The organism is Paraburkholderia sp. UCT2 (assembly GCF_014397665.1).
In the GTDB taxonomy this organism is placed as follows: domain Bacteria; phylum Pseudomonadota; class Gammaproteobacteria; order Burkholderiales; family Burkholderiaceae; genus Paraburkholderia; species Paraburkholderia tuberum.
Genome location: NZ_VZQO01000032.1, coordinates 1 through 17547, shown reverse-complemented (window position 1 = coordinate 17547; position 17547 = coordinate 1). Strand labels below are relative to the sequence as shown.

Sequence of the window (17547 nt, the reverse complement as noted above, 5' to 3'; positions counted from 1 at the left end):
TGTCCGTGTACGAGCTTGCGCACGACCGAAACCCGGCTTCATGAAGCCCTGGCATGTAGTACCGAAGCTGACGAATGACGCTCAGAAAGGCTGGCCGGCAATCTTGTACAGAGTTGTACGGGGCTTGAGGTTGCGAAGCGCGAATTCGGTGACCATCGTGTGTCGTTCTCGTGGTTGGGACGACTTTTTACCGTCACCAACCACAAGACCTACAGACGCCCGCAAACCCACGCGGAGTCTAGCTTTTCGGGGAGAACTTTACCGTCATGCCCGGAATCGCATTGACGGTAACAATTGAAACCCGAATTTCGAACGGAACCATACCGTCCGGTTTACCGACACTGGTACCGCCTTTGATACCGTCGCCTCGTAATCCATTGATTTAATTGAGATATTTTTACCCTCACTCCCACTCGATTGTCAATCTGGGGTTGGAGCCTTGTCGGGACGGCGTTTCCGCCCGATCACGCGACGTCGATACCGTCAGCGGTACCGAAAATCCTGCCCAGCAGTTGATGGCTGTTGTCGAACCACACCGGAGGATCAGCGCCAGCTTCATTTGAAAAATCGCGAACACTGGCCGCCCCAAGGCGATTTGTGAACACGATACCGTCGCTGATACCGTCAGGCTCGTTCGAATGCGGCCCTCGATACCGTCACAACCGTAATGCGGCGCAAAGGTCATCGTGCTCGAAGGCACTCGCCATGCGGGCGATCTCTGCGCGCCTGGAACCAACTTCCTGAGCAACCGCTTGCCATGTCCGGGTCACGTTGGCCACCTCCCGAATTGTCGACCGAGCCTGTTTCAGCGACAAACCAAAGAACTCCGCGGCGTTTTCCAGCAGGCCAACCGAACAGGTTCCCTCGTCGAGATCGATATTGGTCGTCAGGATGCGTGCCTTGACATCGGTTGGCGTGGGATTGAGGTCATATGCCGGTGACAGTACCCAGCCATCGTGCCCCACCCACAGGAAACCGTGGTTGCGCAGATGGTCATCGACATTGGAGACCAGTACATTAAAGGCCACGCGGCGATACAACTGCGTGGCATCGGCCCGCGCCTTCGCACCATGTTGTGCCAGTGCGTCAACCAGTTCGGGATAACTGCCGCGTTGGCCGTCCCGCGATCCCGTCATCGACATGGCCGAGAGGAAGGGAGCGCGATTGCTCCCCGCGCGATCGAAGCGACGCGACAGCAGCACAGGCTTGCCCGCTATCTCGAGCAGTTCGTGATGCGGGGTGGAGATACCAGCACGTTCAGCCAATCGCAGGGCGACTTCCTCCCAGGTCTCGATGCTGTAGTCGTCGGTCTCCTTCGGAAACTTGGCAATCGACAAATGGCCGTACTGGTCGATGATCGATGCCTTGGGACGTGCGCCGCCGAGTGATGATCCGGGCGCGAAGATCAGTTGCAGATCCTCATCGGTTTCTTCGTCCCGCAGGATGCGCTCGGTGATTTGAAGCAGCCGTCCCAATTCGATCAGCGCGGGGACACCGGCGGGCACGGGCGCCTGGAATTCATCTTCTCCGCTCCAGCGGAATCGCAGCGCACCCAGGCGTGTTTCATCTGCTACGCCCAGCAGATAATCAAGTTCACCAAGCGTCCGGACACGCCGGCCTTCCCGCTCGGCCTGTCGACGCTCCGCGCGCTGCATGAGGCGGCGCCCCCACGTATCGGGCGCCGAATCGCCAATCGAACCAAAGATGGGTTGATCAGGCGGCGGTGGGAAGACACCGCGCGTCAACGCCAGTGCCGGCTCAATCGAGAAGCGCTCGTCGTCGGCCAGCCAGGTCTCGTCGTATTCGAACGTGACCGTTTCTTCCCGGCGCGATGTATGGCGCCTGAGTAGCCCTACCGGTCGCGACGTGCCGTCGAGATCGATATATACCTCGACATCAGTCATGGTCACCCCTTCCTCCGCCTCGGGGCAACCGGACGCGCTGAGGCAATGCCGCAGTTGCCAGCGACTGCCCTACCGTATCCCGGGCCACATCGGCGATCTCCGACAGCCCGCCCAGTAGACCAAGTGCCTGCAACACGGCCGCATAGATGCCGATGCTCACGCCCGGATCACCCGCTTCGACGCGCTGCAAAGTCGCTCTGGACGTAAAAGCCCGTTCGGCAATCACCGCCATGGTCAACCGGCGACGACGACGCGCGTCGTGAATATCGGCGCCCAATTTGCGCAGCGCCCGCCGGACGCCGGCAGAAGGAGCGTGAGGAGTCGGCATTTGCAACCTTCGTAAGTCGTTACATCCAATAATGTATCACGAAGATAACACCAATCGCCTACGATGAACTACGGAGGACGATCAAGGGCCAAGCCATTTCATAAACCGCGAAGAGCCGATATTTCAAGATAATTCGTGAAAGATACGGTAATCGGTACCGTCATACTCGTCGCAAAGCTCGGCAAAATCTGGTAACAATTGCGGTAGTATGATGACCTTTCAAATTTATTTCATTGAAAATACGGATAGGGTCCTGATGGATGGCCAAGCGACAACCACCGCCCTTGCCGCCACGCTGACAACGTTAGGCGGCTTTGGCCTGCTCGACCTGTCCCGGCAACAGCGCAACCTTCTGCTACTTCGCCCGGTATTCCAGCTTGAGCGCTATAAGATGATGCTCGGGGACGAAAGCAGTTCAGACCGCAGCCTCTTCCAGAGTATCGACACGCATTACCTTGCATTGTCAGCACTCGATCAGATGATGGAAGCCACCACGGTTTCCAGTGGTAGTACCTCGACAGAAATCCTGACGCATCTTGCCGACGTCGCAATACGGATGAAACCGACACTCTCGGCGCCTCAGGCTCGGCGCGTGGCGGAGGTCATCCTTGATGCACTGGACAACAAGGCCAACAACCATCGCGAGTTCAGCTTCGAGTATTTTGATGCCCTAAGCGGGAGCACCAACAGCATTCAGTTCCGCCTTGTACGGTTCGAGCCCGACGCCGAAGATGTATATCGGTACCGCCCAACGGCGGAAGGCTATCTGGTCTACCTCGGAATGTTGGATCTCTCGCCGGAGGACTCCCAGGAACTGCTGGAAAAGATGCTGGACCTTCTGGTCCAGCGCGGGCGCTTCGATGCAGCTCTGGAAATCGCACGCCGTGCGCGCAAGCTATCCATCGAGTACCGCCACCTCATTCGTGATCGCCTCTACCAGGCCTATCGCGCGCCAGGCAGCGTCAACTGGAGCCGCGACATGGCCGGGCGGCTCGACGAGGCGCGGACGCACGTTCGTCAGCGCCAAGCCGAGGACGCTCGGATGGAGGAAGCCGTTGGCGAGGCCCTGCTTGGCGCCGATGAACCGAAGACGCGCGAGAGTCTCGTACAGCTGAAGGAAACCATCCGTAGCGCCAGCCTCATCCGACTACAGCTTGTCACTGATATCAACGTAGCGCCCGAGCGTTTCATCGAAGCGCAGCGCGCGGTCTTCCGTGCACGCAAGCCCACCGGTCTCCCGGACCTTGAGCCGCAACTCCTTCCGCAACTCGTCAACCTTCCGACCCAGGTACTCTCGGCAGAGGCGGACATCTTCACCAGTGCGCTATACCCACCGGTGTGGCCGAGGGTGTACGACCTGAACTCGGTGTTCGCCCTGCTACTAGAGCAGCGTGGGGAAGATGCAGAGGTCGAGACTGACCCAGGCTCGATTGAGAAGCTTGAACCCCTGCCCGACCAGTTTTCGAAGGAACTTGTACAACGCGCCAACGACTGGCTGGCAGGCAAGTTCTCCGCCGGCCAACGGCTGCGTATCGACCAGTTGCTGGATACCGCCGAGGACGAGGGCCTAGACCGGACGACGCGGCGGTGCCTCGTTCTCATCCTGTTCCGTTCGTTCGCGCGGTCTGAGAGCGAGTTCAAGAACGTGAGCGTCGAACTCACGGGAGACACCTTCCACCTCGACATCGCTCAGGGCAGCGCTCTCGAGTTCGTTCCCCAGGGAGAGTCAGAATGAATGCAGAACCTACCGTGCGCAACGCCGCGCGACTGACCTACAAGGCGCTGCACACAACGATGTCGCCCATCAATGACTCGGAGTACCGCGAACTACTTGCCCTGTGCAGGGCGGACCCGACATTCAGACGATACGTCGAGGATGTCGCGGCCGGCATGGAACTGCAGATTCTCGACTTGAGCGAGCAGCGTGGGCTCATTGTAGTTCCGGCCTCCAAGGATAGCCGCTTCGCAGTGCGTCTCACGGATATCCGCAGCGGCATGACTCCAGACCAGAAGGCCGCACTTGTACTTGCCCACATCGCCATCGCCGCAGTCTTCTTCCCTACGACTGATGGATTGGACGACGACAACTACTCCCCGCCCCCAGCGTCTGTGGCCACCTGCCGCGATACACTCTACGCGCTAGCGCGGCGCCTGAAGGAGACATCTGACCTTCCGCCGGACATTCCATCTGAGCTTGCTCCCGGCTGGGAGACGATTTCAGCACTTCCAGTAGCAATCCCGTCAGGTCAGCGAGCGTCGCATGCCTCGGTTGTCGGCGTCGTCAAGATTGCGCTGAACCAGATGGCGCAGAACGGCCTTGTTCGGCTTGACCGCGACGCGGAAGACGAGGCGGCTGCGACCTACACGCCCACCTTTCGGCTGCGTGTGCAGCTGCGAGAACTGGCGCTTCGGCGACTCTACGAGATGGCGCAACTGGCTACGACCGAGCGCAAGGCAGCGTGACTATGCAGAAGATTTCCCGCATCCACCTGGGCAACTGCGGATACCGCACCGCATGGTACGAAGGGATGACTTTCGCGCTGACTGACCCGGACAGCGGCCAACCCACCGACACGCTCATCAACCTGGAGAATGGCGGCGGCAAGACCACGCTCATCGGGCTTGTGTTCTCGTGCTTCGAGACCGCTCAAGAGAGGTTTCTCAAACACATCCAGAGCAAGCACAACACGTTCTCTCAGTACTTCACTCACGATGGCGCGCCTGGTTTCATCATCGTTGAATGGCTCATGCCGTCCAGAATGGCAGGAGGCAAGCCCTACCGTCTGGTGATCGGTCAGGCAGTCGCGGTAAGGTCGCACACCGAGCCACCGGAAGTCGACCGCATGTTCTTCTCATTCGAGGAGCACGCCGACCTCGGCCTCGCGGACATCCCGGCTCCCGGCCTGGCCCAGCCCACGCCGACCTCCATGCAGGAGTTCTCACGTTGGCTACACGCGCAGCAGAAGAAGTACCCGGGTGACGTTTTCATCAGCCACAACCGCCAAGCGGAGTGGCAGCGGCATCTGAAAGACGAGCGTCTCATTGACCTGGACATGCTGCGCATGCAGGTTAACTTCTCGGCCCAGGAAGGCGGTTTCGACACGGGCTTCCTCGACTTCAAGACGGAAGGCGAGTTCCTGCGCAAGTTTCTGCACCTGACCAGCGACACCACGAAGGCCGACGAAGCACGCAAGCTGGTAGTTGCGGTATGCGAGAAGCATCGCCGCAAGCCTCAGTTCCAGAAGCGTCGTGATGAGCTGACCAAGTTCCGGGCGTCGCTGAACGCTTTCGCCGAAGCTGCCCAGCTGTACCTCGAGACGCTGGCTGCGCAGCGCTCAATGTTGATTCGGGGCGCTCAGATGGTCCAGGCTCTGCAGGCCCGCGCCGTCTCGTTTCGCCTCGACCACGACCGAGAGGCGGAATTCGAGCAGACCCAGCGACAACTGGCTTCGGCTGCGCTTGCGGACTCGACGCTCCACACGAAGGAGCAGGCAACGGTCACCTGGGCTTGGCATCAGAAGTGCAGCGCGCAGGCAAAGGCGCGCAAGGAGACTGCCGATGGCCGGGTAAAAGACCTGGAGCGGGACGAACGGCTCATCCGGGCCGCACGGCTCCAGAAGGAAATCGTTGGCATCGACGAAGAGCTCAAGGAGCTTGACGCGCTGGCCGAGGCCGAACGGGCAAATCTCAAGCCGACGAAGGACCACGCTGAAATTCAAGGGGCACTGCTCCGTCGTGCACTGTTCAACGAAGAGCAACGGCTTAAGGCAGCACTCCTGGCACTCGACGAAAGGGCTCGCGTACGGGACAACGAGCGAACATCTCTTCGCAACCAGCGGGCCAACGCCGAAACCGAAGAGATTCGCTACGTGGAGGAACGCTCGAAGCTTCAAGCGGCCGAGGAATCCTATGTCCGGCGTCGTGAAGCATTAGAAGCGGACAAGACGTTTCGAGGACCAGAAGAGACGACAGGCGAGGCGCTCGAACGCCTTGATGATGAAGCTGCGACTGCGGCTGCTGAGCGTGACGTGCATCGAGCATCCCGGGAACGCTGCGCCAAGGAGGCGCGGGTGCATCGACAATCTGCCGCAGCGGAACACGTGCGTGCAGCCGAGTTGTCTGGCAACGCTCAGACACTCGGCGAGTTCATCGCACGAGGAGAGGCCGAACTAGAACGACTGGCTCAGTTGCCTGTCCTTCTGAACGCCGTCGAATCCGACCGCGTCGACCCGCTGTCTGCAGCCCTGCCTGCTCGCCTGCGCGAAGTCGTCTCTGATTCGGCAAAGCAGGTGTCGCTGGGAGACGTTCGGCTTGCGGAGTTGCGCGCCGCCAAACAGGCTATTGAGGAGACCGGGGTTGCCGGCTACAGTGCCGATGTAGCACTCGTCGTCCAGACGCTTCTACAGGCGGGAGTTCGCTCGGCCAAAGCCTACAACGAGTACATCTCTCGTGCGCTGCCGGATGCCTCCAAGGCACGAGCGCTCGTCGCGAGCGACCCAGCCCGCTTCCTTGGCGTCTCCGTAGCGTCCACGGAACTTGAAAAGGCCAAGGCCGTCTCCTGGGCGACGCGCCTGCCCACGCGCCCCGTGGTCGTATCAGCGGCAACACTTGAGCCAGCAGCGCACGTGGCGGAGCACGTGGTGGTCGTCCCTGCCGAGGATGATTCGGCCTTCAACGTCGAGGCTGCTGCGAAGCTGGGCGTTTCCCTCGAACTCCGCGTCACCGACGAAGATGAGCGCCGGTCCGCGTATCGGGAGCGCCACGACCAAACGCTGCGGGCAATTCACGAGCTGGATGCGTATACGAAGGAGTTCGGCGACGGCAGGCTTGGGCAGGCGCAAGCTGACAAGACAGCCCTGGAGGAAGACGTTGCCACGGCGAAGGAACGGGCCGAGTCCCTCGAGTCGCTGGCCCTTGAACTCGATGAGAAGGCGCAAGGGCTGGAGCAACAAGCACAGGCAGCCGATACGCGACGCCAGGCCGCAGTCCTGTCTTCGTCAGCAGTCCGCAGCTTCCAGAGCGAGCACGAATCCGACCATACAGAGCGCGTCCGGCGACTGGCGGAGGCAATGCAAGACATCAGCGCAGCACAGGAGAGAAAGTCGGCAGCGGACGAGAACCTCGAGCGGCTGCAGGAGGAACACAACCGCGACCAGCGCTTGCGCGTGAGCACGGACCATGAGCTCGGGCTTGCCGGCGAAGAGCGGGCGGGCGTTGCTCACTATGACAAGGACTATCCGGCCCAGGAACAGTTGCTGCAGAACCCACGGCCAGTGGAGACATTGCGCCGCATCTATCGCGACGCCGAAGCTGCCTACTTGGCCGAGGAAAAAGATCGACTGGGGCTATTGGCGCACAAGCTGGAGGACGCTCGAAAGCGCCGCGAGGACAAAGCCAAGGAGTTCACCCGCGAGTTCAAGGGCGTTCAGATGGCAGACCTTAGGCCCTTCATGGATGCGAACCATGAAGAAGCGTTGGCCAACGTCGCGACCGCACTGGAGGCAGCCAAGCCAGAGCAGGTAAACGCCGCCTCGAATCTGCAGGTCGTGAACGGCGAGTCAAAAAAGTGGTTCTACTCAAACAAGACGAACATCGGGCCTGTGGTACCTGCTCACGAGGCTTTGGACCTGGATGCCCTGGCCGCGCTCATGGCCGAGGCCGAGACCCGCGTGAACGAGGCGCTGGAGCGGATGCGTACAGCCAACGAAGTTGCGAACCAGGCTGCGGACCGAGCCAATCGGAAGCGCGCAGCAGCGGAGGCCGACGGGACGGTTGAGGCGCTGCTGCGCAGCAGCATGGGATTTGAAGACAAGCCCGACCCTATGCTCATCGCAGCGGAAATCGGCGCCCAAGTGGGAATGACCTTGGAGGTGCCGGACCCCGACAGCCTTGTTCTCGAGGCCGACGCCAGCAACCAAGTCAACGCGCTGCTGAAGGACTACACAGGGAAGAATCAAGGCGTCAGCAAACTGCAGACGAAGGCCCGTGCCGCCTTCGACCTCGTCAAGGTGGCTGCGTCGGAGCAAGCGTTCCGCGAGGTTGACCCCGATGTTGCGCAGCAGATGATTGCCAACGAGTTCGGTGCCGCGTGCACGGATGCCAAACGCCTACTGGAGCACCTGGACGACCGCATCGCGACGACGGAAGCAACGCTGAGGTCGATGCAAGCCGACTTCGACGCCTGCGTCGAGGAGGTGCTCGCCGTCGTCCGCTCGGCCATCACGACGCTCAATCGCGTGACGAGCAAGGACAAGTCAGTGCCAATGGGCGCCCCATACGTTGGCGGCAAGCAAGTCCTGAAGATGCGGGCAAACTTCGGCACGGTCCCAGTCGAGACGCGACGCCAGACCCTCAGCGCCTACCTCGACACGTTGGTTGATACGAACGTGTTCCCTCCGCGCGGTACGGACCTCATCGCCGACGCTATGGCGCGCGTTTATGGGCGTCCGCTGGGACTGCAAGTCCTGAAGATGTCCATCGAGGAGACAGAGCAGTACGTACCGGTTGAGCGGGTTTCGAACTCCGGTGGCGAAGGCGTCGTCATGGCGATGTTCCTGTACCTGGTCATCAACCAGTTGCGGGCTGAGAACCACGCGCAGGTACATCGCATCGCCGGTGGGCCGCTCATCCTCGACAACCCGTTCGCGAAGGCCACCAGCCCCGCCATGTGGCGTGCCCAACGGCTGCTGGCCGAGGCCATGAACGTCCAGTTGATATTCGCCACGGCACTTCAGGACTTCAACGCTCTCGGCGAGTTCCAGCGATTCATCCGCCTGCGCCGCGCCGGACAGAACAGCAAGACGAGACGCTGGCACCTCGAGTTCGCGAACCTGAAGCTCAACGACGTGCCCGAGGAGTTGACGGCTTGAGTGCGTTCCTTGCAGCGCTACTGTCGTCGCCGCGCAAGCGTGTGCCGCTCGACGAGCTGCGCCGGCACTACTTCTCGCTGTACCCAGATGTCCAGAACAGCCCGGACCGTGGTGTGCTGCTGCTGAGGGCGCTGAAGGAACTGGAAGCTGACGGCGCCATCTCGCTGCCGGCTACCGGAAGTTGGGAACAGGCCGGCTCGCCCGCTCTTCCACTTTGGGTCACGTTGAAGAGCTCACCTCGCTCCAAGGTTTCTGTCAACCATGCCGACGTGACCTGGGCGCCGGAGCTGGGGTTCTGGCCGGAGTTGAGGCCATCGCAGTTGTCAGCGCTACGGCCCATCAATGACTTCCTACTCCGACGCCGAGGGGCTTTCTCCTCGGTTCCCATCAAGGAGCGTTCCTTGGAAATCTTCGGCGACGAGAAGCGGCTCGACAACATGTGTGTCGGAGACTCCCTCTTTGGTGGGCGACTTCCAATATCCGTCATCGGTTGCTTCCGAGTGCCCCAGCCGCTGCCGTATCGCAAAGTTGATGCGCTTGGCAAGTCCGTACTCGTTGTCGAAAACCACAACACGTACTGGAGCTTCGCCGGATGGAACGAGGCCACGCGGCGATACACGGCGGTCATCTATGGCGGAGGTGAAAACTTCAGGCTTACTGGGCGAGCGTTGCGCCAAGCGATGCAAGAAACAGGAGCTTCTTCAGCGGAGTACTTCGGCGACCTGGACCCGAAGGGCTTGTCAATTCCCGTGGATTTCAACCGTTCCGTCGAGCCAGGCTATCCGACCGTTTCTGCGGCGCTCCCGTTGTACCGCTGGTTGCTTGCGAACGGAGTGCGGCGTGAAAAACCCGAGTGTGCAACCTATGTAGCAGGACTGGCGGCTGCCTGGCTCGGCGCAGAACTCGCCGCAAAACTAGAAACAGTTTGGTCTGCAAGCATGTGGCTGCCTCAGGAGGCGCTGGGCACTGAACAACTCCATTCTGGTGCCATTGGCATCAATGGCTGAACCCACCGGCGGCTTGGACGGCTGAGCGCCAAAGCGCATGGCTTTAACCGGTCAAGGATACCGTCGGCACCGCTGACGGTATCAAGCAAGCCCATCCACATGTTGCCCATACATACCGTCAGAAATACCGTCAAATGACAGTTGCTCGGCCTCCACGCAGGCGCAGGCGCAGGTTGACAATTCCCCTAGCGATCAAGGACTTACGGACCTGCGCTCGGCAATTTAGAATCTGGCACGCGTGATTTATCGATCATCACAAGCCTTTGATTCAAAAGGGAATTTCAAGAGCCCCTCACTCCCACTCGATTGTCAATCGGTGACGGGGACCCTTGTGTATACGGCTTCTCCGGCCGGTCTGGAGTGACGATACCGTCAGCCATACCGAAAAATCCAGTCGGCAGTTTTCAGCTCTGGACAGACCGCAACAGAGAATCCACGCGCACTTTCGTTCAAACATCGCGAACACAGGGCATCCGAATGCCGACTTCTTCAGGAATACCGTCTTCGATACCGTCAGGCACTTTCCAGCGCGATCCTGGCAAAGCTTGAAGAAGCCATGATCCCAACCGCGGCCATGTTACCGACCGGAAACGATGCAAACCGTGCTGCAATCCCGGCGAGCGCAGCGGCCGCTCGACCGGAAGATGCTGCGCAACCACGACTGGCAAGTGTCTCAATCTTCAGCAGGCGCGATCAAACTCATGTCAAGGGCAATTGTGCGTATCGCGAAACCCCGCATCGGGGAGCCCGCGCGATTCTCAGAGCCGATCAGGACACGCTAGCACGCGTCGGGCTGAGTCGGAGTTCGCCTCCATGGCGAGCCGTCGTCCCGGCGCGCTCCACGTCGGCTTTTGTTTAGGTTTGTACGACGCCTGCCCGCATGTGCCTGTGGCGTGCGCTCATATCCGTGGTCGAGGGCAGGCATCCTACAAACCTAAACAAAGGTAGTCGTTCGCGTATCGATCTCGCTTGACTCCTTGTGGCCGAACCACAGCGGTACAGCCGTGTCGTCTTTGGTGAAAACCAATGCACTCACGGAACCGGGTTCCGGCGATGACCTTGGGGCCAAGGCCATGCCGACAACGCAATATCAGCCAGCCGCTTCAGTGTTGCCCTGCATGCACGGTCACAGGCTTGCGCCGACATGCCTTGCACAACTGCGCAATAAAAGCGTGCGAGCGCTTCGGTGTCGGTGTCAGTGGCAAGCTCACCTTCGGCTACGGCACGGTCGAAGCGTGCCTTGATGGCCTGTAGCCCAAGCTCCCGCCGTGCGGCCACGGTCTGGGCGACGGACTCGCTCTTTTCAGTATGTTGAAGAACAGCAGTCGAAATCATGCAGCCGCGCGGCCGTCCCGGGTCAGTAAAGCGTGCCGCGGCGTCGTGCAGGTAGAACGCTATCGCATCGTAGGCCGGCATCTTCCCTTGCAACGCTTCCAGCCACTGCTTGTTCTCACGCTCGCTGATATGGTCGAGCGCCTGTCTGTAAAGGTCCTCCTTCGAACCGAACGTTGCATAGAGGGACGGCGGCGGAATGCCCATGGCCTGGGTCAGGTCGGCGATCGACGTGCCCTCGTATCCACGCTCCCAGAACAGCCGCGCGGCGACATCGAGCCCCACATCGCGGTCCAGCAACCTCGGTCTGCCACGTTTCCGGGCGGGTTCGCTCATTTTTATATCGAGTCCTACAAAAATCGTTGACGATGGCTTCCAGTATAAATATGCTAGTGATCACTATAAATTTTATCGAGAAGGAGTGGTCGATGTCTGAAAAACTTTCAAGCAAGGTGGCCCTTATAACAGGAAGCTCGCGTGGTATCGGCCGTGCTGTAGCACTGGCCTTTGCGAGAGAAGGGGCCGCGCTCATCGGTGTGCACTACGCCAGCAACGCGGATGCTGCTCACGCCACCATCCGCGAGATCGAGGCGCTCGGATCAAAAGCCGTCGCCATCAATGCGGACTTGCGTCGCGGGAAAGAAGCAACGGACAGTATCTGGGATCAGTTCAGGGCAGCCGCGATCGCCGCCACGGGCGAGCCTTGGCTTGACATTCTCGTCAACAATGCTGGCGTGGCACCGGCGATTCCCCTGTCTCAGACCAGTGAGTCCGTCTTCGACGAGGTCATGACCGTCAACTTCAAGGCACCGTTCTTCCTGATTCAGACTGTTGCAGATCACATCCGAGACAATGGACGAATCATCAACGTTTCGACGGGCTTTACGCGTGTCGCGGCTCCAACGCATCCTGCCTACGCCGCGTCGAAAGGTGCCCTTGAAACCCTCACACTAGCGCTTGCCCCTGAGTTCGGTCCTCGCGGCATCACGGTGAACACGGTCATGCCGGGCGTGACGGAGACTGACATGAATGCGGCGTGGATAACGGTACCGGAGGCGCGCGCCGGCGCGGAGGCCATGTCGGTGTTCTCGCGAGTGGGTCAACCTGCCGATGTGGCTGACGTCATCGCCTTCCTTGCATCGAATGAGGCACGCTGGACTACGGGACAGGTGATCGACGCGACGGGCGGTGCCCGCCTCTAACCATTGCGTCCGCTAGATATTAAAGGTCGCGCCAGCGCGTAAAGGATGGTGGACGTATGCGTACGTGCACTACTAAACGAGAGAAATGGCGCGACTCGCTCGCGTCTCCAAGCCCCACCATGGGCGAAGCCTTCTGGCGGTGTGCATGGCCGATGCGAGTCCTATTTCATCTCCAGGCCATCGGCTCGTCACCTGATGGCAAACAGCCGCGTCAACTACAGTTGCCCGGTGGCAATCGAGTGATCCTGTGACCGGAACCGCGCGGGCTGCGGACATTGGCTTCATGCGCGGCACTGTCCGTTTGTGGCCGACCGCTGCCCGACGCGGAAGACCGTGATCGACCCACTACCGTCGTTCGTCCCGAGACCACGCCAATGGCGGCTTCCAAGGGCGCTTTGCGACGATCGCGACCGGCCGAGTTCGACCAACTTTGTTATTCGCCAAGCGATGCAGATTTCTTGGCTGTCGATAGTTCATCCCACAAGCGCCGCCTATACTGATTCAAGTTTGCCCATTGTGCGGGCATGAGTTCGGGCGAGAAGAAAGGTGAACAACAACACGGTCGACGGCGATGAGGCGCCACTACTGGCCCCACCGACGCAACAGGAAGCGTTTGATGTCGTCATCATCGGTGCAGGGCTCGCTGGCTGTACCGCCGCGCGACTGTTCGCGTTGGACGGGTTGCATGTCGCGCTTGTGGAACACCACGCCGACATCGCGGCTTTCAAGCAGTTATGCACGCATTTCATCCAGGCGTCGGCCACGCCCACCCTGCGGCGTCTGGGTCTTGACCAGTTGATTGAGGACGCCGGTGGGTTGCGAAATGGCGTTGATATCTGGACCCGCTATGGCTGGACCGGTGACGTCGCGCCGCTCGACCAGAATGGTGAACCTGTCTTCGGGTACAACATTCAGCGCCGGACCCTTGATCCGATCCTCCGGCAACTGACGTCGCATACCCCAGGTGTCACAACCATGTTCGGCTGCGGTGTGCGCGCGCTGGTGAAGCAGGACGGCGTCGTCAGTGGTGTCGAGCTCGGTGGGAGCCGCACGGGCGTGGTCTCGGCCCCGCTGATCGTTGGCGCGGACGGGCGAAACTCGCCGCTGGCGGCGCTCACCGGCATCCAGCCCGCATCCTCGGAGAACAGCCGCTTCGGCGCAATTCGCGCTTACCGCGGCGTCACACTGCGGCGCGGAACCTGCTCGCAAATGTGGTTGCGCGGTCCGGAGACCGGCTACGTGTTTCCCAACGACGGCGGCGTCACAGTGATTGCCTACATGGCGACCAAGGACAAGCTCGACGGCTTTCGCACCGAGCCGGGCGAGGCACTGGAGCGCAGCATGGCCGGATTTCCCGATGCCCCCGATCTGTCCGCCGCCGAGCCGGTCGGTAACACCTTGCTTGTCAAGGACTATCCGAATCTGTGGCGGCCAGCTGCGGTCGGTAACGTCGCGTTCGTCGGCGATGCGCTGATGAGTATCGATCCCCTGTGGGGCGTCGGTTGCGGCTTCGCATTCCAGACGGCGGAATGGCTGGTTGACACGCTTACGCCGGCGCTACGGCAGGGGCGCCCGATTTCGCCCGCGCTGCAGCGTTATGCAAAACGTGTTTCACGCCAACTCCGCGGCCATCGCTTCCTGATTCTCGACTATGCGCGCCGGCATGGATTCAACGCCATCGAACGGCTCACTTTCTCGGCTGCCGCGAAGGACACTGCAGCGTCAAGACATCTGCATGCCTTTGGCGCACGCATTATCGGTCCGGCCAAATTCCTTTCCCCCGGCGCACTGGTAAGGGCGGCGTGGGTCGATCTGCGACAGCCCGCCGCGCGCTCTGCGCAACCCGACGCGCCGGTCTGACCGGCAGGTTCGCGTCGATTTACAGCCACCCTAGAGACGCGTGAAAGAGACATCAGTCCGCGTCGACGGAATCCGCTCTCCCCTGTTGGAGGCTGGGCCGCGCGGAGCCGACGAGGCTGTCGTTTTCGTGCATGGCAATCCGGGATCGACTGCTGACTGGCCCCGGCTCGTGGCCAGCGTGGGTGAGTTCGGCCGCGCCGTCGCCATGGACATGCCGGGTTTCGGCGCTGCGGACAAACCTGAACATTTCGACTACAGCGTGCCTGGCTACGCGCGCCACCTCGGCCGGCTGCTGGCCGAGTGCGATGTCCGACATGCTCACCTCGTCATGCACGACTTTGGCGGCCCGTGGGGCCTCGCGTGGGCCGCTACAAATCCTCACGCCGTTGCAAGCGTGACATTGATCGACACAGGCGTACTGCTTGATTACCGATGGCACTATCTGGCGCGCATCTGGCAGACGCGCTGGCTGGGCGAACTGTTCATGGCCACGACAACGCGTGCCGGAATGCGGCTCCTGCTTCGGCACGGCAACCCGCGTGGCTTGCCCGTGGAATATGTCGATCAGGCGTTTAACAGCTTCGATGCTGGCACTCGACGCGCCGTGCTGCGGCTCTACCGCAACACCCGCGAAACGAAAAGTGCCATGCAGGACCTCGCAAACGCACTGCGCCCGCTGGATCTGCCGGCGCAAGTGGTGTGGGGCGCCCACGATCCCTATATTTCAGTGGACTTCGCCGAGCGACAGCGCGAGGTCTTTCCCCGCGCCGAAGTGTTGATCCTGCCGGACAGCGGTCACTGGCCTTTCGTTGATAATCCTGAGGCCGTTGCCGGCACGGTCGTTCCCTTTCTTCGCTCGCAACTCAGTCCACGCTGAAGTGTTCCGAAGCTCAGGCAGCTTTCCGTCGCGGCTGTGTACACCGGAGGACAAAATGGCACTTCCAGACATTTTTCACAATCGTCGTAAGCCTCTCGCCGAACCGAATTTTCTGGCCGATGTTGCCCGCAAAGATATTGAGCAAACATCGCGCGCCCTTGCCAAGGAAATCATTCGAACACCTCTCCTCCCTTGCATGGCGCCAACCAAGGGGCGCTCAATATTTCTCAAGCCAGAGAACCTGCAACCGCGTGGATCGTTGAAGATACGTTGCGCACTCAATGCCGTTCTGGACCTTGCACCCGCCCAGCTATCGAAGGGGGTTTACACGGCGAGCACCGGAAATTTTGCGTTGGGACTGACACAGGCCGCTCGTGCGCGCCATGCCGAGGTGCGCGTGTATGTCACAGAAACGGCCTGAAAAGCAAGATCACCGCCCTCCGCGAGTTGGGCGCGCAAGTCGTTGCGATCAGTTTCGACGACTGTTGGTCGATCCTGTGTGCGGTGAATCGCCAGCCGGCGAAGATGGCACGCTCGTTCATCCGTGCTCGGGTCGTGCCGTAATTGTCGGTAACGCGACGATAGGGAAGGAAATTGTCGAAGACTTGCCGGATGTGGACGTCATCCTGGTGCCATTCGGCGGTGGCGGCCTGGTGACAGGCGTCGCACTGGCGTGCAGCCTTTGGGGTTCCCACGCACTGGTGTATGCCGTGCGAGCCGGAAGCTGCGGCACCGCTGCGTTCTGCCTTGGCGGCAGGTGGCCCGGTCGAGGTGCCGGTCGACAAGAATTTTTTCGTCGCGAGCATTTGGGTCTCGACTGTACTGCAATCAAACTGGCCATTCCTCAACGCGATGGTGGACGGTGTTGTCGTGTCGTCGCTCGAAGCAACGGCTGACGCGGTTCGCCAATTGGCCAAACACAATCACCTGGTGGTTGAAGGTGCTGGTGCCGCGGCGCTCGCGGCCGCCCATCATCCATTTTTCACCGGCAAACGAGTAGTCGCAGTGCTTTCAGGGGCAGTATCGATCACGACGTTCTGGCGTCGATCCTGACCGTCGGCGGGTCATACGCGCACGGATAAACTTAGCATCATTCTGTCGCAAGCTTCAGCCGTCTCCTTCTGGCCGCAGGACTAAACCGCTCGCGCGGTAAGGGGCTGCGGCCGGCGGTAGTGGCAATGGGGAGGAAACCGACTCTGTTTTCATGTTGATGGGCGAAGCAATCCGCCTCGCCGTTCAACGGGAGCAGAGTCATGACTCAAACTCACCAGACTGTCAGCCCGCTGCGCCAGCGCATGCTCGAGGACATGCGTATGCGCCAGTTGGCGCCGAAGACGCAGGCCAGTTATCTGCGCATCGTGCGCGAGTTCACCCGGTTTCTGGGGCGGCCGCCCGACACCGCCACCGTCGAGGACCTGCGGCGTTACCAGTTGCATCTGGTCGATCACGGCACGTCCCCGGTGTCGCTCAATGCGGCGATCACCGGTCTGAAGTTCTTCTTCGAGATCACACTCCACGAGCCCGAGCTGATGGGCCGGATGCAACCCGTGCGCGTGCCTCGCGTGCTGCCGGTCGTACTCAGCCCCGACGAAGTGGGTCGCCTGATCGCTGCCACCGGCAACCTGAAGCACCAGACCGCGCTGTCAGTCGCCTACGGGGCCGGCCTGCGAGCCAGTGAAGTGGTGGCGCTGAAGGTCGGCGACGTCGACGGCCAGCGCATGACGCTGCGCATCGAGCAGGGCAAGGGCCGCAAGGACCGCTACGCCATGCTATCGCCGGTGCTGCTTGAACGCCTGCGTGTCTGGTGGCGCGTGGCGCACGCGCAGGGCCGGATGCTGGAGGGCGGCTGGCTGTTTCCGGGCCTCGATCCGGTTGATCCGCTCAGCACGCGGCAACTCAACCGTGCCATTCATGCCGCCGCCGTGGCCGCGGACATCGACAAGCGCGTCTCGATGCACACGTTACGCCACAGCTTTGCGACGCATCTGCTGGAGCAGAAAGTCGACATCCGTGTCATCCAGGTATTGCTGGGCCACAAGAAGCTGGACTATCTCCCGTGCGGAACTATGTCCCGTGACGCACGAGACTGACGGGACGACATCAGCCGGCCGTGCGCAGCGGGACATAGGCATGGCCTACAGGCCCTTCAAGAACGCCAGCAATCGGTC

The 17547-nt window shown here is 61.0% G+C and carries 13 protein-coding genes and 1 pseudogene; 11 read left to right on the top strand and 3 right to left on the bottom strand.

Annotated elements, in window-relative coordinates; all coding sequences use genetic code 11:
- Nucleotides 1–656 precede the first annotated feature (656 nt).
- Nucleotides 657–1904, bottom strand: coding sequence for a type II toxin-antitoxin system HipA family toxin (locus tag F6X39_RS24050; RefSeq protein WP_187618402.1), 1248 nt, complete (start codon nucleotides 1902–1904; stop codon nucleotides 657–659).
- Complete coding sequence (locus tag F6X39_RS24045; protein WP_187618401.1) at nucleotides 1897–2232, bottom strand: helix-turn-helix domain-containing protein; 336 nt, start codon at nucleotides 2230–2232, stop codon at nucleotides 1897–1899. Before F6X39_RS24045 ends, F6X39_RS24050 begins: the two co-directional genes overlap by 8 nt.
- Nucleotides 2233–2440: 208 nt before the next feature.
- Here F6X39_RS24045 and F6X39_RS24040 point away from each other — a divergent pair, with 208 nt between their 5' ends.
- From F6X39_RS24040 to F6X39_RS24025, 4 genes are read left to right on the top strand one after another with little or no spacing between them, the layout of a single operon-like run.
- Nucleotides 2441–3967, top strand: coding sequence for a hypothetical protein (locus F6X39_RS24040; protein ID WP_262414792.1), 1527 nt, complete (start codon nucleotides 2441–2443; stop codon nucleotides 3965–3967).
- Nucleotides 3964–4695, top strand: a complete 732-nt coding sequence (locus F6X39_RS24035) for a hypothetical protein (protein ID WP_187618400.1) — start codon at nucleotides 3964–3966, stop codon at nucleotides 4693–4695. Before F6X39_RS24040 ends, F6X39_RS24035 begins: the two co-directional genes overlap by 4 nt.
- Nucleotides 4696–4697: 2 nt before the next feature.
- Nucleotides 4698–9101 carry a hypothetical protein gene (locus F6X39_RS24030; RefSeq protein ID WP_187618399.1) on the top strand — a complete coding sequence of 1468 codons (4404 nt, stop codon included), beginning with the start codon at nucleotides 4698–4700 and terminating at the stop codon, nucleotides 9099–9101.
- Nucleotides 9098–10108 (top strand): Wadjet anti-phage system protein JetD domain-containing protein, encoded by a 1011-nt coding sequence (locus tag F6X39_RS24025; protein WP_187618398.1) that lies wholly within the window; start codon nucleotides 9098–9100, stop codon nucleotides 10106–10108. The genes F6X39_RS24030 and F6X39_RS24025 overlap by 4 nt, the downstream gene beginning before the upstream one ends.
- A 1032-nt stretch (nucleotides 10109–11140) precedes the next feature.
- Here the strand turns inward: F6X39_RS24025 and F6X39_RS24020 are convergent.
- Nucleotides 11141–11776 carry a TetR/AcrR family transcriptional regulator gene (locus F6X39_RS24020; protein ID WP_187618397.1) on the bottom strand — a complete coding sequence of 212 codons (636 nt, stop codon included), beginning with the start codon at nucleotides 11774–11776 and terminating at the stop codon, nucleotides 11141–11143.
- Nucleotides 11777–11868: 92 nt separating this feature from the next.
- On the opposite strand from F6X39_RS24020, the gene F6X39_RS24015 reads away from it, so the two are divergent.
- The 7 genes and pseudogenes from F6X39_RS24015 to F6X39_RS23990 all read left to right on the top strand — a co-directional run bounded on the left by F6X39_RS24015 (nucleotide 11869) and on the right by F6X39_RS23990 (nucleotide 17469).
- On the top strand, nucleotides 11869–12642 hold the full coding sequence (locus F6X39_RS24015; protein WP_187618396.1) for an SDR family oxidoreductase: 774 nt from the start codon (nucleotides 11869–11871) through the stop codon (nucleotides 12640–12642).
- Between the two features lie 546 nt (nucleotides 12643–13188).
- The gene (locus F6X39_RS24010; RefSeq protein ID WP_187618395.1) at nucleotides 13189–14502 is read left to right on the top strand and encodes an NAD(P)/FAD-dependent oxidoreductase; all 1314 of its coding nucleotides are present in this window, start codon (nucleotides 13189–13191) and stop codon (nucleotides 14500–14502) included.
- 40 nt (nucleotides 14503–14542) lie between these two features.
- Nucleotides 14543–15379 (top strand): alpha/beta fold hydrolase, encoded by an 837-nt coding sequence (locus F6X39_RS24005; protein WP_187618394.1) that lies wholly within the window; start codon nucleotides 14543–14545, stop codon nucleotides 15377–15379.
- Nucleotides 15380–15434: 55 nt separating this feature from the next.
- Nucleotides 15435–15800 (top strand): pyridoxal-phosphate dependent enzyme, encoded by a 366-nt coding sequence (locus F6X39_RS24000; protein ID WP_187618393.1) that lies wholly within the window; start codon nucleotides 15435–15437, stop codon nucleotides 15798–15800.
- Nucleotides 15763–16047: pseudogene (locus F6X39_RS36965) on the top strand (pyridoxal-phosphate dependent enzyme); the annotation flags it as partial. The gene F6X39_RS24000 and the pseudogene F6X39_RS36965, both read left to right, overlap by 38 nt.
- Before the next feature lie 103 nt (nucleotides 16048–16150).
- Nucleotides 16151–16432 (top strand): pyridoxal-phosphate dependent enzyme, encoded by a 282-nt coding sequence (locus F6X39_RS36960; RefSeq protein ID WP_410450316.1) that lies wholly within the window; start codon nucleotides 16151–16153, stop codon nucleotides 16430–16432.
- A 200-nt stretch (nucleotides 16433–16632) separates the two neighbouring features.
- On the top strand, nucleotides 16633–17469 hold the full coding sequence (locus tag F6X39_RS23990) for a site-specific integrase (RefSeq protein WP_187618392.1): 837 nt from the start codon (nucleotides 16633–16635) through the stop codon (nucleotides 17467–17469).
- Nucleotides 17470–17547: the final 78 nt, after the last annotated feature.

Excerpts from the sequence above, each read along its gene's own strand:
- F6X39_RS24015 (WP_187618396.1), top strand. The coding sequence starts at position 11,869 with ATGTCTGAAAAACTTTCAAGCAAGGTGGCCCTTATAACAGGAAGCTCG.
- F6X39_RS24000 (WP_187618393.1), top strand. The coding sequence starts at position 15,435 with ATGGCACTTCCAGACATTTTTCACAATCGTCGTAAGCCTCTCGCCGAA.
- F6X39_RS24035 (WP_187618400.1), top strand. The coding sequence starts at position 3,964 with ATGAATGCAGAACCTACCGTGCGCAACGCCGCGCGACTGACCTACAAG.
- F6X39_RS24020 (WP_187618397.1), bottom strand. The coding sequence starts at position 11,776 with ATGAGCGAACCCGCCCGGAAACGTGGCAGACCGAGGTTGCTGGACCGC.
- F6X39_RS24040 (WP_262414792.1), top strand. The coding sequence starts at position 2,441 with ATGATGACCTTTCAAATTTATTTCATTGAAAATACGGATAGGGTCCTG.
- F6X39_RS24050 (WP_187618402.1), bottom strand. The coding sequence starts at position 1,904 with ATGACTGATGTCGAGGTATATATCGATCTCGACGGCACGTCGCGACCG.
- F6X39_RS24030 (WP_187618399.1), top strand. The coding sequence starts at position 4,698 with ATGCAGAAGATTTCCCGCATCCACCTGGGCAACTGCGGATACCGCACC.
- F6X39_RS23990 (WP_187618392.1), top strand. The coding sequence starts at position 16,633 with ATGACTCAAACTCACCAGACTGTCAGCCCGCTGCGCCAGCGCATGCTC.
- F6X39_RS24045 (WP_187618401.1), bottom strand. The coding sequence starts at position 2,232 with ATGCCGACTCCTCACGCTCCTTCTGCCGGCGTCCGGCGGGCGCTGCGC.